This is a genomic window from Pseudomonas sp. P8_229, assembly GCF_034008635.1.
Lineage (GTDB): Bacteria > Pseudomonadota > Gammaproteobacteria > Pseudomonadales > Pseudomonadaceae > Aquipseudomonas.
This window is the reverse complement of sequence record NZ_CP125378.1, coordinates 669,136-683,226: the sequence shown is the minus strand read 5'-3', so window position 1 is coordinate 683,226 and position 14,091 is coordinate 669,136. Positions and strand designations below refer to the sequence as shown.

Annotated in this window: 11 protein-coding genes; 4 read left to right on the top strand and 7 right to left on the bottom strand. The window is 60.6% G+C overall.

Features of this window, described 5'->3' with window-relative positions:
• Positions 1-14 precede the first annotated feature (14 nt).
• From QMK55_RS02885 to QMK55_RS02865, 5 genes are read right to left on the bottom strand one after another with little or no spacing between them, the layout of a single operon-like run.
• Positions 15-1,040 carry a polysaccharide biosynthesis/export family protein gene (locus QMK55_RS02885; protein ID WP_102358674.1) on the bottom strand — a complete coding sequence of 342 codons (1,026 nt, stop codon included), beginning with the start codon at positions 1,038-1,040 and terminating at the stop codon, positions 15-17.
• 21 nt (positions 1,041-1,061) lie between these two features.
• Positions 1,062-1,709 (bottom strand): CpsD/CapB family tyrosine-protein kinase, encoded by a 648-nt coding sequence (locus tag QMK55_RS02880; protein WP_007961335.1) that lies wholly within the window; start codon positions 1,707-1,709, stop codon positions 1,062-1,064.
• Positions 1,709-2,455, bottom strand: coding sequence for a sugar transferase (locus tag QMK55_RS02875; RefSeq protein ID WP_102358676.1), 747 nt, complete (start codon positions 2,453-2,455; stop codon positions 1,709-1,711). Before QMK55_RS02875 ends, QMK55_RS02880 begins: the two co-directional genes overlap by 1 nt.
• An 18-nt stretch (positions 2,456-2,473) precedes the next feature.
• Positions 2,474-3,511, bottom strand: coding sequence for an NAD-dependent epimerase (locus QMK55_RS02870; RefSeq protein WP_102358677.1), 1,038 nt, complete (start codon positions 3,509-3,511; stop codon positions 2,474-2,476).
• Positions 3,508-4,860, bottom strand: a complete 1,353-nt coding sequence (locus QMK55_RS02865; protein WP_320328634.1) for a UDP-glucose/GDP-mannose dehydrogenase family protein — start codon at positions 4,858-4,860, stop codon at positions 3,508-3,510. Before QMK55_RS02865 ends, QMK55_RS02870 begins: the two co-directional genes overlap by 4 nt.
• 389 nt (positions 4,861-5,249) lie before the next feature.
• On the opposite strand from QMK55_RS02865, the gene QMK55_RS02860 reads away from it, so the two are divergent.
• The gene (locus QMK55_RS02860; RefSeq protein WP_320328633.1) at positions 5,250-6,947 is read left to right on the top strand and encodes a sulfatase-like hydrolase/transferase; all 1,698 of its coding nucleotides are present in this window, start codon (positions 5,250-5,252) and stop codon (positions 6,945-6,947) included.
• A gap of 169 nt (positions 6,948-7,116) precedes the next feature.
• On the opposite strand, the gene QMK55_RS02855 is transcribed toward QMK55_RS02860, so the two are convergent.
• The gene (locus tag QMK55_RS02855) at positions 7,117-8,139 is read right to left on the bottom strand and encodes a helix-turn-helix domain-containing protein (RefSeq protein ID WP_102358680.1); all 1,023 of its coding nucleotides are present in this window, start codon (positions 8,137-8,139) and stop codon (positions 7,117-7,119) included.
• Between the two features lie 71 nt (positions 8,140-8,210).
• Between QMK55_RS02855 and QMK55_RS02850 the strand changes: the two genes are divergently transcribed.
• Positions 8,211-9,143 (top strand): LysR family transcriptional regulator, encoded by a 933-nt coding sequence (locus tag QMK55_RS02850; protein WP_102358681.1) that lies wholly within the window; start codon positions 8,211-8,213, stop codon positions 9,141-9,143.
• 1,145 nt (positions 9,144-10,288) lie between these two features.
• Here QMK55_RS02850 and QMK55_RS02845 read toward each other — a convergent pair.
• Complete coding sequence (locus tag QMK55_RS02845) at positions 10,289-11,209, bottom strand: LysR family transcriptional regulator (RefSeq protein WP_102358605.1); 921 nt, start codon at positions 11,207-11,209, stop codon at positions 10,289-10,291.
• 96 nt (positions 11,210-11,305) lie between these two features.
• Between QMK55_RS02845 and QMK55_RS02840 the strand changes: the two genes are divergently transcribed.
• Together QMK55_RS02840 and QMK55_RS02835 are read left to right on the top strand one after the other, a co-directional pair.
• Entirely contained in the window at positions 11,306-12,148 is an 843-nt protein-coding gene (locus tag QMK55_RS02840; protein WP_320328632.1) for an AraC family transcriptional regulator, read from the top strand.
• A gap of 110 nt (positions 12,149-12,258) precedes the next feature.
• Positions 12,259-14,085, top strand: a complete 1,827-nt coding sequence (locus QMK55_RS02835) for a DUF1302 domain-containing protein (RefSeq protein ID WP_102358607.1) — start codon at positions 12,259-12,261, stop codon at positions 14,083-14,085.
• Positions 14,086-14,091 lie beyond the last annotated feature (6 nt).

The following is a 14,091-nucleotide window of genomic DNA, read 5'->3' as shown; positions in this document are numbered from 1 at the left end:
CGTTCACCTGGGAGTCAGTTACTGCTGCTGCTTTTGTTGTCGACGCGGTAGCCGAAGCTGAAGCCCACGCCCTGAAACAACACCACGTCTGCCAGTTGCCGAGCCAATTCGCCGGCACTCGCCAGTTTGGTTTTCGGCACGAACAGCATGTCGTCCGGTTGCAGGTAGGCGATCTGCGACGCGTCGCCCGCCAGGGCTTTTTCCACGTCGTAGTGCACGGCCTGCACCTGATTACCGTTGCGGCGCATGATCACCACCGAATCCAGACGCGCCTTGACGTTGGTGCCACGGGCCAGGGTCAGCGCTTCAAGCACCGAGACCGGGCGGCGGATCGGGTAGGAACCCGGTTGACCGACTTCGCCGAGCACGTAGATCTCGTTGCCGGCGGTGGACTTGAGCATCACATCGACGCTCATCTTTCCGGGCAATTGCGCGTACCTCTGGTTAAGGAAGGTTTCCAGTTGATTGATGGTCATGCCTTGCAGCGGCACGGCGCCGATTTCCGGGAAGCTCGCATATCCGTCGTTGCCCACGGTGATTTCGCGGCTCATGCCGGTGGCCGGGTGATTCAGCGCACTTTTCAGGTTCTGCTCATTGGTCAGCGGGCTGATGATCTGCACGGTCAGCTGATTGCGGTTGGGCTGGAACAGCTGTTTGCGTTGATAGGCGCGCTGGATTTCATCACGCGCTTGCTCACCGGTCAGCCCGGCGATTTTCACCGAGGTGTTGGCGCCCGGCAGGCTGATGGTGCCGTCGGGCAGCACCAGTTGGTTGCCGTTGAGCTGGCTGGCGGCGGTGAAATTCAGACCGATCTGGTCACCCGACTGCACGCGGTAGGCGTCCGAGCCGCTGGTGCTGATGTGGAAGATCACATCCAGCACGTCTTGCGGGCGCAGGGTCTGTTCGACCTTGGGCATGTCGGTCGCCTGGGCGTTGGCCGGCGTGGCTGTGAGGATATTCACCGGCATGTTCTGGGTTTCGGAAGTGCTGGAGCAGCCTGCAAGCGGCAGCATCAGCAGAACAAGTATCTTGGCGTTCATGGCGTCATCCTTCGCGTTTGCTTACAGGTTTTTGTAAAGCCATTTGGGCATGTAGTACTTGCGCCGGTTGAACACGCTGCCGACCACTTTTGCCCCGGCCTGGGTCAGGCGTTGCACGGCGGCCTGAGCGACTTCCCAGCGGGTGTCCTCGGCGCGTACCACGAACACCACGCCGTCGACCTGAGTGGCGAGCACCAGCGTGTCGGCGGCGGAATACACCGCGTCACCGTCGATCACCACGAAGCGGTACTGGGTGCCCAACCGATCGAGCAGAGGGCTCAGGCGCTCGGCAGTCAGGTGCTCCAGAGTGCGGATCGGCCGGCCATTGGGCAGCACATGGAACGGCAGGCTCGAGACCTGCACCACGCAGTCCTGCAACAGCGGCGGGTTGTCCGGGTTGAACAGCAGGTCGCGCAGGCCGCGCTCCTTGCCGAGGTTCAATTGCTGCGTGAGGTTGCCCGCCGACTGGCTGGCATCGACCAGCAGCACCTGGCCGCTGCTCATCTGCGCCAGTTGGCTGGCCAGTGCCAGGGCACTGGTGGTGGTGCCCGCGCCGGGGTTGGCGGCGGTCAGAAAGAGGATCCGCAGATCCAGATCCAGCACGGTCGAGATCAGGTTCGATTCGCTGGGGTTGGCAATGCTCAGGCTTTTATTGGTTGAACCGTCCATTAGCTTGCTCCGTGGCCGCTGAATACTTTGAAAGGGGTTTTCAACAGGATCTTCAGATCAAGCAAAAGGCTTTGCTCGGCGATATAGCTGAGGTCCAACTCAACGCGCTGGTCGAAGTCGATGTTGCTGCGCCCGGAGATCTGCCACAGGCCGGTCATGCCGGGGTAGATGCTCAGGCGGGCGAGGTGGCTGTCCTTGTAGCGGTAGGCGTTGAACGAGGTCGGACGCGGGCCGACCAGGCGCATGTCACCGCTCACCACGTTGAACAGGTTGGGCAGTTCATCGAGGCTGGTACGCCGCAGGAAACCGCCGATCCCGGTGATGCGTGGGTCCTTGTCGATCTTGAAATCGATGGCGTCGACCCCGTGTTTGTTGAGGTGGCGCAGCGATTCCTTCAGTTCTTCGGCGTTGCACACCATGGTGCGGAACTTGTACATGCCGAACTTGCGGCCGCGATAGCCGGTGCGTTTTTGCACGAACATTACCGGCCCCGGGCTGGTGAATTTGATGGTCAGCGCCAGGCCCAGCAGCAGCGGTGAAAACACCACCAGAATCACCAACGCACCGACGCAGGCCATCACGCGGTTAGTGCGCGACAACGTCCATGGCCGGCCACCGTCGCGGCCGGTCAACCAGCCACGGCCTTGCATGTGGATGGCGGTATCGAGGCGCATTCGGTGTTCGGGGTCCATGCGCTTGTCGCGGCGCATCTGGTTGATCGGTACACCTTGCTCATGTCCAGTCATGGGGTCCTCCGCTGATGTTCAGCCGCGAGCGGCGCGTGGGCGATAGGCCGTGGGGTAGTAGTCGCGAAACCAGGCGATGAAACGCCCCAGTCCTTCATCCAGCTCGATCCGGGGCTGGAACCCGGTGGCCTGGGCCAGATCATCGGTCTCGGCACAGGTGTTGAGCACATCGCCCGGTTGCAGGGGCAAGAGCTCGACAATGGCTTTCTGGCCGAGGTGTTTTTCCATCAGCGCCAGATAGGTTTTCAGCTCCACCGGGTGGTGGCCGCCGATGTTGAACAGGCACCACGGCGCCATGCTGCTGCCCGCGTCGGGGTGTTCACGATCCCACTCCGGGTGGTTGTGCGGCGGATGGTCGGTGAGACGCGCGATGCTTTCGACGATGTCGTCGATGTAAGTGAAATCGCGCTGGTGCTCGCCGTAGTTGAACAGTTTCAGCGGCGTGCCTTCGGTGATCGCCCGGGCGAACTGGATCGGCGACATATCGGGCCGGCCCCAGGGACCGTACACGGTGAAGAAGCGCAGGCCGGTGCAAGGAATCCCGAACAGGTGGCTGTAACTGTGGGCCATCAGCTCGTTGGCTTTTTTGGTCGCGGCGTACAGCGACAGCGGGTGATTGACGCCGTCGTGCACCGAATACGGGATGTGCTGGTTGGCGCCGTACACCGAACTCGACGAGGCGTAAATCAAATGCTCGACCGGATGATGCCGACAGCCTTCGAGAATGTTCAGGAAACCGCAGAGGTTGCTGTCCAGATAGGCCTTCGGGTTTTCCAGCGAGTAGCGCACCCCGGCCTGCGCCGCGAGGTGGATCACCACTTGCGGTTGCTCGCGGACAAACAGCGCTTCAATCGCGGCGGCATCGGCCAGATCAATCCGTGCCAGCGGGAAATGCCCGACCTGATCGCGCACCCATTGCACGCGATCGTGTTTGAGCTGCGGATCGTAGTAGCCGTTGAAATTATCCAGGCCGACCACCGCATGCCCGTCGCGCATCAGCCGCAACACGCAATGGGCGCCAATGAAGCCGGCTGCGCCGGTGACCAGGATTTTCATGGGCGCAGTCCTTCCGGAGCGATGTGGCGCAGGCCGATGCCGCTGTAGTGCAGGCCGGCGGCGGCCACGTGTTCCGGGTTGTAGAGGTTGCGACCGTCGACAATCACCTTGGAGCGCAGCTTGCTCGCCAGCAGCTCGAAATCCACCACGCGAAAGTTTTTCCACTCAGTGCAGATCACCAGCGCATCGGCATCTTCCAGGGTGTCATCACGGGTGGCGCACAGGTGCAGGTCGTTGCGATAGCCATACAGGCGCCGGCATTCGGACATGGCTTCCGGATCGTAGGCCTGCACGCTGGCGCCTTCGGCCCACAGCGCATCCATAAGGTAGCGGCTGGGGGCTTCGCGCATGTCATCGGTATTGGGTTTGAACGCCAGGCCCCAGATCGCGATCGACTTGCCGGCCAGGCCTTGCGGAAACTGTGCCTTGAGTTTGCTGAACAGGATGTGCCGCTGGCTGTCGTTGACGTCAGTGACGCTGCGCAGCAGTTTGAGTGGCATGCCATTGTGCTCGGCGGTGTGCAGCAGGGCACGCAGATCCTTGGGGAAGCACGAGCCGCCGAAGCCGCAACCTGGATAGATGAAGTGGTAGCCGATGCGTGGGTCGGAGCCGATGCCTTTGCGCACGGCTTCGATGTCGGCGCCCAGCAGTTCGGTGAGGTTGGCCAGTTCGTTCATGAAGCTGATGCGCGTGGCGAGCATCGCGTTGGCCGCGTACTTGGTCAGCTCGGCGCTGCGGTTGTCCATGAACATCAGTTTTTCGTGGTTGCGGCAGAACGGTGCGTAGAGTTCGCTCATCTGCTCGCGGGCCGCGTCGTCACGGGTGCCGACGATGATCCGGTCCGGGCGCATGCAATCGGCGAGGGCGCTGCCTTCCTTGAGAAATTCGGGGTTGGACACCACTCGTACCTTCAGGCTGCTTTTGCCGCGACGCAGCAGCTCTTCGTTGGCTTTGGCGGCGACCTGGTCCGCCGTGCCGACCGGCACCGTGGATTTGATGATCAGGGTGCGATCGGCCTCCATGTGCGAAGCGATCTGCCGGGCGACGTTGAGCACGTGGCTCAGGTCGGCGGAACCGTCCTCATCGGCCGGGGTGCCCACGGCGATGAAAATCAGCTCGGCATGCTCCACCGCGTCGCTGGCCTGGGTACTGAACAGCAAACGGCCGGCCTTGATGTTTTCTTCCAGCGCTGCGGACAACCCCGGTTCGCTAATAGGCGGAACGGCCTGTTGCAGTTGTTTAATCTTGTTCGGGTCAATATCCACACATAAAACCCGATGTCCGACATCGGCAAGTGCGGCTGCTTGAATAAGGCCAACATAGCCCGTACCAAATACGCTCACGTCCATATTGGCGTGCCTCGTAAGACGGTGGAAGAAGAACGAAATTGAACTGTCAAAAGGGGTATAGCGCAGGCGTGGGAAAGCGTGTCAGCAAAATGACATGTTGCATGTGTATAACACCGGGCTTTTTCAGGCTATTGGCCATCAAGTGCTTGCTATTGCTGGATTTGTCGCGTTCTTGACGCTTTTTTCACATTTAAAAGAAATCGATAAACGGTCGAAAGCCGTGAAATTAAAGACTTGTAGCGCCTGGAGTGTGTCAGGAATGAGTCAACAGTTTTTTGACGCTTGACAGAAAAGTCAGGCTTTTCTTGCGCTTTGATGGCCGGGTGCTAGTGTCAGATTTTGACCGACAAACTATTGACCGAATGCCGTTTTGCGCGACCGGAATTGCCATGTTTCGATATTTGAAAGAACTGCTTTTAATCATTTATCTGCTGCTTTATTCCGAATATTACATCGATCGGTTAAATGCTATCGGTGTCGGTTTTGCTGTACTTCTTTTTGGCGCGATGTTTTTGGCGCTCACTTTAGCGTTATATCTAACGGCTTATATTCGTCAGGTGCTGATTCGGCACTTATTGGCAATAACGCTATTTATCTCGGCGGTATTTTTTGATGTCTATACCCGGGTAACCGCTGATTATCTGAGCTACAGCAGCTTTGTCTCGCTGGTGTACTCCGGCGGCTTCATCCAGGAAGCCGCCTACCAGTACCGCGACGCGATCATTCATGGCGCGCTCAGTGGCCTGCTGTTGCTGTTCGGCATCGGGCTCAAGCCGCGCCATGCGCTGGCGGTGCCCAACGCATTGCGGGTGGCGGCGCCGGTGTGTGGGGTGTTGCTGTTGAGCGCGGTGCTGTTTCTGCGGGCGGGCGAGGGCGCGCGCGGCTTGCCGATCATGTACGCGCCGCTGGCCTATCTGAACCTGTTCGCCTATGAAGCGCTGCACAACACGGTTGGCCCGCGTGAGCCGGTAACGCTGGCGCGCAACGTCCCGGCGGTCAATCACGACATCGTGCTGATCATCGACGAAAGCATTTCCGGCAATTACCTGGACATCAATGCGCCGTTCGGGGTGCACAGCAACCTCAAGCAGGCGCATCCGGGTGTCGATATTTTCAACTACGGTTACGCCGCGTCCATTGCCAACTGCAGCGCCGACACCAACGTTACGCTGCGCTACGGCGGCACCCGCGCCGATTACATGCGGATCAACAGCACCCTGCCGTCGATCTGGCAGTACGCGAAAAAGGCCGGGTTGCGCACGGTGTACATCGACGCCCAGCGCACGGGCGGCAATCTGCAGAACCTGATGACTGACACCGAGAAAAAAGACATCGACCAGTTCGTCCAGTTTGATCAGACCAGCGTGCGTGACCGTGACATGGCCGCTGCCGCGAAGCTGATCGAACTGCTTAACGACGATCAGCCGGAGCTGGTGGTGATCAACAAGGTTGGCGCGCATTTCCCGGTGCACGACAAATACCCCGACGCGTTCATGGCTTACCGCCCGACGCTGCCCCGTGGGCAGTTCACCGAGGTGGCCGACACCGGCAAGCGCGATGGTTTCAACGGCCAGCCGGACGATTGGGTGTTGTACCGCAACGCGTACAAGAACACGGTGCTGTGGAACGTCGGCGAGTTCTTCGCGCGGGTATTTGTTCAGGCCAATCTGAACAATGCGCTGCTGATCTACACCTCCGATCACGGTCAGGATCTGCATGAACGCGGCAACCCCGGGCTCAATACGCACTGCGGCGGCGACCCGGTGGAGGAGGAGGGGCTGGTGCCACTGGTGGTGATTCAGGGCGACCAATTGCACGGCCCGGACTGGGCGCAGTCGTTGTCGGTGAACAAGGACCGTTCCAGCCACTACAACATCTTCCCGACGCTGCTGCAGTTGATGGGCTACGACATAGCGGGGATTGAGGCAATGTATGGCAAGCCGTTGACGGTACCGACGGCGGACGATTTCACCTTCAATTACCGCTTCAATGCGCGGTTGGGGGCCAAGCCTGAGTGGAAGCATATCGATCTGAAGACGATTGTGACGCCGGGGGAGGCAGCGACCAGTGTGGCGGCCGGGGAGTGAGATTTGTGTAGAGCCAACTGGCCTCTTCGCTTGCAGGCAAGCTCCCACAGGGGATCGCATTTCAATTGTGGGAGCTTCTGTGTTGCAGGGGAACTCTGCAAGCTTTCACAGTTGGAAGTGGAAGATGCACATCCCTTGCGGGAGCTTGCCTGCAAGCGATGCGGCCGGATCAGGCAACCGAGAGCCATCGAGCTCGATACACCCCCGGCGCACACCCCAGCCAGCGCAGACATGCGCGGTTGAAACTCTGCACATCGCTGTAGCCCAGCCGATCGGAAATCTGCACCAGCTCCAGCTCGCCCGCCTGCAACAGATCTTCGGCCCGATAACGCCGGTATTCATCGAGTAACTCGGAAAAACCCCAGCCCAATACTTTCAGGCGCCGCGCCGCAGTGCGCTCTACCAGGTGCCGGTCTGCGCAGAACTGTTTCCAGTCCGCCGTTGCCAAGTCCTCGATCAGATAGTCGCTGAGCTGTTCGAGCAAGGTCGCTTCGCTGTTGCGTCGGGTCTGTTCCAGCAGTTCCACCAAAGTCTGTTCCAGCGCCTGGTTACACGGAGTCAGTGGCGCCACGAACAGCTGCGGATCGAGGCGGATCGCCGGGGACTGCCGCGAGCCCTGCACCGGAGCACGAAAGGCGCGCTCGTGTTCCGCGCTGCTCGGCGAAAGCAGTTGCACACCCAACACCGGATCACGCCCCAGGCCACTGGCGAGCAATTTGCGCCGCAACATGCTGCACAGGCTGATCAGAATGTAATCGGCGGTGGCGGGGGCGGCGCGCAGGCTGCCGGACTCGATCAGGCGCAATTCGACGTCACCGTTTTCGCGCACGATCTGCGCCTGAAAGTGCCCGTTGAAAAACGGAAAGAAGCGCACGAAGTAAGCGCAGGCACTCTCCAGCGACACCGCGATATCGAACAGGTACGTCAGACCGTTGGTGGCCGTGGACACGAAGCGTCGGCCTGCCGCCAGCCCGATCAGTGGATCGCCGCTCTGTTCCAGCGCAAACGCCCAGAACCGTCGCGACAGGACCAACGGGATGCGCATGAACGGTGTGCGCAAGTCGAACAGGCTGCGATGAAACTGCGCCTCGATGGCTTCGCGGGCAACGCCGCGCGCCAGCAACTCTTCGATCGCCGGTAGCAAGGTCGGGGCATAAAAGGCGTTGGCGGGCGGCTGATTGATTTTTGTCATGTAGGGCTCACCGCTTGTTCCTGGACACTGGTTAGGCTGGCCGACGTTAAGCGATTTGCCGGAGCAAGACCATGCTTGATTTACGCCAGCTCGACCTGAACCTGCTGCTTGCCTTCGATGCGATCTATCAGCAGCGCAGCGTTACTCGCGCCGCCGATGTGATGTGCCTGTCGCAGCCGGCCATGAGCAACGCGCTGCGGCGCCTGCGTGAATTGTGCGGGGATCCGTTATTCATCAAGAGTCGCCTGGGGGTGACGCCGACACTGGTTGCGCACCGGCTGGCCGACTATGTGCGCGTGGCGCTGGAGTCACTGCGTGACGGCTTGCGGATGATTCCGGCGGCGCGGCAGAACAACCCGTTGCTGCGCATCAGTTGCCTGGATTGTCTGCAGCCGGTATTGCTCGATGCCTTGCTGGAAACGCCACATGCCGACTGGCAAGTGCGTTTTTTTCAGCCGCGCCGGCGCGATGCCCTTCAAGAGTTGGCCAGCGGCAAGCTCGATATCCTGATCGACATCGACCAACCGCTGGCCGGGCTCAGTGGTTTGCATAAACGCAGCCTTGCGACGGATCACTATGTGTTCGCCTATGGCTCGGCGCTGAAGGAGCCGCCGCGCACCTTGCAGGCGTATTTGCAGCAGCCGCAGATTCAGGTGTCGAGCCGGCGTGACGGGCTCAGTCCGGTGGATTTGCAACTGGGCCTCAAGGGGATGCGCCGCACGATCGCACTGACTACACAAAGCACGCTGGCGGCAAAACTGATCGCCGACCGCCAGCCATTTGGCCTGAGCCTGCCCAGCCGGGTCGCCAGTGCGTTGGGTATGCAACAGGTGCCGTTGCCTCTGGAGGATGTCGTGGAGTTGAAACTGGCACTGTACATCGAAGCGCGCTATCGCTTCGAACGCAGCCGCGAAGAAGCCATGCACTGCCTGTTGCGCGCCCTGGGCGACCCACCAGGCCCGGCCATCACCCATCCCCTGTGGGAGCGAGCCTGCTCGCGATAGCGGTGTGCCAGTTTATGAACAGGTTGTGAGTGCCGGCCTTTTCGCGAGCAAGCCCGCTCCCACATTCGATCGCGTTCGGTCAGCAGGAATGCGCTCAACGTGTGGGAGCGGGCCTGCTCGCGAAAGCGGTGGGTCGGGCAGTGGGATGTTGAATGTTTCGATGCCATCGCGAGCAGGCTCACTCCTACAGTTGACCGTGTTCTGTCAGCAGGAATGCGCTCAACTTGTGGGAGCGGGTTTGCTCGCGAAAGCGGTGTGTCAGGCAGTGGGATGTTGAATGTTTCGATGCCATCGCGAGCAGGCTCACTCCTACAGTTGACCGTGTTCGGTCAGCAGGAATGCGGTCAAATTGTGGGAGCGGGCTTGCTCGCGAAAGCGGTGTGTCGGGCAGTGGGATGTTGAATGTTTCGATGCCATCGCGAGCAGGCTCACTCCTACAGTTGACCGTGTTCTGTCTGCAGGAATGCGCTCAACTTGTGGGAGCGGGCCTGCTCGCGAAAGCGGTGGGTCGGGCAGTGGGATGTTGAATGTTTCGATGCCATCGCGAGCAGGCTCACTCCTACAGTTGACCGTGTTCTGTCTGCAGGAATGCGCTCAACTTGTGGGAGCGGGCTTGCTCGCGAAAGCGGTGTGTCGGGCAGTGGGATGTTGAATGTTTCGATGCCATCGCGAGCAGGCTCACTCCTGCAGTTGACCGTGTTCCGTCTGCAGGAATGCGGTCAAATTGTGGGAGCGGGCTTGCTCGCGAAAGCGGTGGGTCGGGCAGTGGGATGTTGAATGTTTCGATGCCATCGCGAGCAGGCTCACTCCTACAGTTGACCGTGTTCTGTCAGCAGGAATGCGCTCAACTTGTGGGAGCGGGTTTGCTCGCGAAAGCGGTGTGTCAGGCAGTGGGATGTTGAATGTTTCGATGCCATCGCGAGCAGGCTCACTCCTACAGTTGACCGTGTTCGGTCAGCAGGAATGCGGTCAAATTGTGGGAGCGGGCTTGCTCGCGAAAGCGGTGTGTCGGGCAGTGGGATGTTGAATGTTTCGATGCCATCGCGAGCAGGCTCACTCCTGCAGTTGATCGTGTTCCGTCTGCAGGAATGCGCTCAACTTGTGGGAGCGAGCCTGCTCGCGAAAGCGGTGTGTCAGGCACCGGGTTACTGGTTGGCGGCCAGCAGGCGCTGATCGACGTTCAGGATGGCTTCGACCATCGCCCGCGCTGCCGGGGTCATGGAGTAGCCGACGCGGGTGACAATCCCGTAGCTCAGGTGCAAGGCCGGGTCGTCGCGGGGGACGTCGATGAATTCGAGCAGGTGAATCAAGCCCTGATCAACCTGTTCGCGCAGTGCCTCAAGCGTTGCCAGGCCTACGGCGTCAGAGCGCAGCACCACGCGCTGGATCGCGTCGAACTGGGCGCACTCGACGCTCGGATTGAAGTCCGGCTCGCCCAGCACATCGGCAAGAATCTTGCGGATCATCGGCGGAATCCGCGTACCGACCACCGGGTAATCGAGCAGCGCCCGCAGCTTCAGATTCTTCTGTCCGGCGAGCGGGTGACCGGCGCGGCAGAAAAAACGCCCGGGCCGGGTACGCAACAGTTGCACCTGATACTGCGGGTCGCCGATGAAGTAGCGGGCGTCTGCCACCAGAAATTCGATCTGCTGTTCGCGCAGCCACAGTGACAGTTGCTGCCAGTCGCCCTGATGAAAACGTGTGCGAATCGCCGGATGCGCCTGAATGAACTCGGCCAGGGCCTCGGGTACCAGCACTTGCGCCGGGTAGGGGCCACAACCGAATTGCAGTTCGCCACCGGTCAGACCGTTGTATTGCGTCAGTTCGTTGTGCAATGCCTGACTGCCAGCGAGCAGGCGCCGGGCGTGTTGCAGCACCAGTTCACCCTGGCCGGTGAGGCGAAACTCGCGGCTGCTGCGCTCGACCAGCGCGCAATCCAGGTCCCGCTCCAGGGTCTGGATGCTGCGACTGAAGGCCGGTTGACTGAGGTTGATTGCCTCGGCCGCGCGCCCGAAGTTACGGTAGTCGGCGAGGGCCACGAGGTGGCGAAGCTGGCGCAAATCCATCATGCGTCTCCTGCATTCTGCGGATACTTTTAATGCATTGGATCGATAGCACGTCGGCTGGCATAAGTACACGCCTGTCTTCTGGTAATCGCCGCCATGTCCACGCCAATGTTCGCCTCCAGCGCTTTCACCCGCACCATTCTCAGCCATGCCGAGCAAGCCGGTCTGTGCCCGGAAAAGTTGTTGAAACGCGCCGGAATCAGTCTGGCGGCGCTGGAAGATCAGGGGCGGCAGATCCCAGCGCACCGGGTTGAGCAGTTGTGGCGTGAGTGCGAGCAAGCGGGGGCTGCCGCGACGTTCGGTTGTGAACTGGTCAACGCCATGGCGACCACTTGCCTGCAAGGTCTGAACATCCTGCTCGATTCGGCGCCGACCCTTCGCGCCAGCCTTGAGTGCTTCGTCACGTTTGCGCCGCGGGTGACCAATTTTGTCGTGGCCGAGCTTGAGGAAGTGGGCGATGTCGTGCATTTGCACTTGCGTCCGGTGCAGGGCCAGGCGCATCACTTCGGCCTCGACGCGGCGACGATTACTCTGGTGCGCAACATTGCCCGGCGTTTGGGCAAGAGCCCGGACGCGGTGTTCCCCGTCGTCAGCCTGTGCCCGCCACAAGCCGCCGGGGAATGGCTGCGCAATGCCGGCATTGGCGTCGAGGCCGGCGCGCATCCGCGCCTGACGTTACATCGCTCAAGCCTCGACGAAAGCCTGTTGGGCGCCAATCCTTTCCTGCATCAAAGCATGCTGCGGCACTGGCAGACTGAAGCGCCAGCACCCAATCGCAGCGACAGTCTGGAGCTGGCGCGGCACTGGCTCACCGCCGGTGATCAGCCGATTGAACGCATCGCCGAACGCCTCGGTTATCGCCAGCCGAGCAACTTCATTCGCGCCTTCCGCAAACAGTTCGGCATCACTCCGAAGCAGTTCCGGCTCAATCCTGTGTAAGCAGCGATGCAAGTGCGCTGATGATTGTTTTTTGTCGGCCATCGCTTGCGTGCAGGTGCTGACGGTAGGGCACCGTGTCAGTGCTGAGCAAACCTGACCGGAGCCCAATAATGATAAAAAAAAGCTCGGTTACGCCCCAAGTCCGTCCGCGACTTTTCCGGCGTGGCCACCCCCGTACAAAACCGCTGACCCTGGCGGTTCTCGCCGCACTGTCCAGTCCCGGCCATGCCACCAGTTTCGACCTCAACGATGAGTGGAGCCTGTCGACCAAAACCACCCTGACCCTGGGCAGCAGCTGGTCGACGCAAAACCCCGACAAAAGCCTGATGACCCGCGCCAACGCCCTGCAAGCGCAAGGCGTGCACGCCAACGGCAGCAGCGTCAGCGCCGACGACAACCGGCTGAACTTCGAGAAGGGCGACCCGATCTCGCAGAACTTCAAGGGCCTCACCGATTTCAGCCTCGACGGCCAGGGGCAGGGTGCCTTTCTGCGCTTCAAATACTGGTACGACGCGGCCTATGAAGATGGCAATGGCCGCTTCAAGAAGTTCGACGATTCGGGTTGGGATGACCTGTCGAAATTCAAAGGCTTCAAGGCGCTCGATGCTTATGTCTGGAAGGATTTCCAGATTGATGATCACCCGCTCAACATCAAGGTCGGCAATCAGGTGTTGTCGTGGGGCGAATCGTTGCTGATCCAGAACGGTATCAACGTGATCAACCCGCTCGACATCTCCGCGTTCAACCGTCCGGGGGTGGAGATCAAGGAAGGCCAGTTGCCTGTGGAGATGGTGTCGTTCAGTTTCGGCATTTCCGACACGCTCAATCTGGAAGGCTTCTACCAATACAACTGGCGCGAGAGCGCGCTGGACGGTTGCGGCACGTTTTTCGCCAGCAGTGATGCGATCCAGAAGGGTTGCGGGCCGCTCTATTTGAGCCAGATCCAGACCGACAAACAGATGCAGGCCGCCGGGTTGTACGCCTATTCACGGGGCAACGAATCGCCGTCGGACAACGGCCAGTTCGGCTTTGCGCTGCGCAACATGATCCCGGCGCTGAACGACGCCGAAGCGGCGATCTACTACATCAACTATCACTCGCGTCTGCCGTATTTCACCCTCGATGCACGCAACTCGGCGCTGCCCGGGACCTTTCCCGGTGGCATTCAGGCACCCAGTTATGCCGCGGCGTTTCCCGAGAACATTCACCTCTATGGCATCAGCCTCAACGGTGTCGAGCCCGTCAGCGGCATCTCGCTGGCGGGTGAGTTGAGCTATCGGCCGAACATGCCGCTGGCGATCAACGCACCGGACATCAACGTCGCGGTGATTTCCGGGCCGGGCGGCAGCTCATGGGTGGATTTGCCACCGGGCTTCAACACCAACGCCGGCAGCCGCTACGACGGTTGGGTGCGCAAAGGCGTGTGGCAGATGACCGGGTCGGCGACCCAGGCGATCGACAACGTGCTCGGCGCCACGCGGTTGAGCCTGTTCGGCGAGGCCGGTGTCGTGCACATCGATGATCTGGGTGATGAGCGTCTGGGCCGTAACGCCGCGTTCGGCCGCAGTGCACCGCGCAACGGCACGGCGTGCAACAGCGTGGCGTCCGGCGTGACCAATCAGTACTGCACCGACAAGGGTTTTGCCACTGACTGGTCGTGGGGTTATCGCCTGCGCGCCAGCCTCGAATACAGCGACGTGTTGCCGGGGATCAATCTGATTCCGGCGGTCAACTGGCGGCATGACGTCTCGGGGTATTCCTACGATCCGCAAGGGCCGTTCCAGGAAGGTCAGCAAGCGCTGGGCCTGAGTCTGACCGGCGTCTACATGAACGATTACAGCGTGGAACTGGCCTACAACGCGTTCTTCGGTTCCAACGATTACAGCACCCTCGACGACCGCGACTTCGCATCCGTCAGCTTCAAGGCAGACTTCTAAGGAGAA

Coding starts and splice junctions, on each gene's coding strand:
- QMK55_RS02850 (WP_102358681.1), top strand. CDS start 8,211: ATGCTTGATTTACGCCAGCTCGACCTGAACCTGCTGCTTGCCTTCGAT.
- QMK55_RS02860 (WP_320328633.1), top strand. CDS start 5,250: ATGTTTCGATATTTGAAAGAACTGCTTTTAATCATTTATCTGCTGCTT.
- QMK55_RS02835 (WP_102358607.1), top strand. CDS start 12,259: ATGATAAAAAAAAGCTCGGTTACGCCCCAAGTCCGTCCGCGACTTTTC.
- QMK55_RS02855 (WP_102358680.1), bottom strand. CDS start 8,139: ATGACAAAAATCAATCAGCCGCCCGCCAACGCCTTTTATGCCCCGACC.
- QMK55_RS02840 (WP_320328632.1), top strand. CDS start 11,306: ATGTCCACGCCAATGTTCGCCTCCAGCGCTTTCACCCGCACCATTCTC.
- QMK55_RS02885 (WP_102358674.1), bottom strand. CDS start 1,040: ATGAACGCCAAGATACTTGTTCTGCTGATGCTGCCGCTTGCAGGCTGC.
- QMK55_RS02870 (WP_102358677.1), bottom strand. CDS start 3,511: ATGAAAATCCTGGTCACCGGCGCAGCCGGCTTCATTGGCGCCCATTGC.
- QMK55_RS02875 (WP_102358676.1), bottom strand. CDS start 2,455: ATGACTGGACATGAGCAAGGTGTACCGATCAACCAGATGCGCCGCGAC.
- QMK55_RS02865 (WP_320328634.1), bottom strand. CDS start 4,860: ATGGACGTGAGCGTATTTGGTACGGGCTATGTTGGCCTTATTCAAGCA.
- QMK55_RS02845 (WP_102358605.1), bottom strand. CDS start 11,209: ATGGATTTGCGCCAGCTTCGCCACCTCGTGGCCCTCGCCGACTACCGT.
- QMK55_RS02880 (WP_007961335.1), bottom strand. CDS start 1,709: ATGGACGGTTCAACCAATAAAAGCCTGAGCATTGCCAACCCCAGCGAA.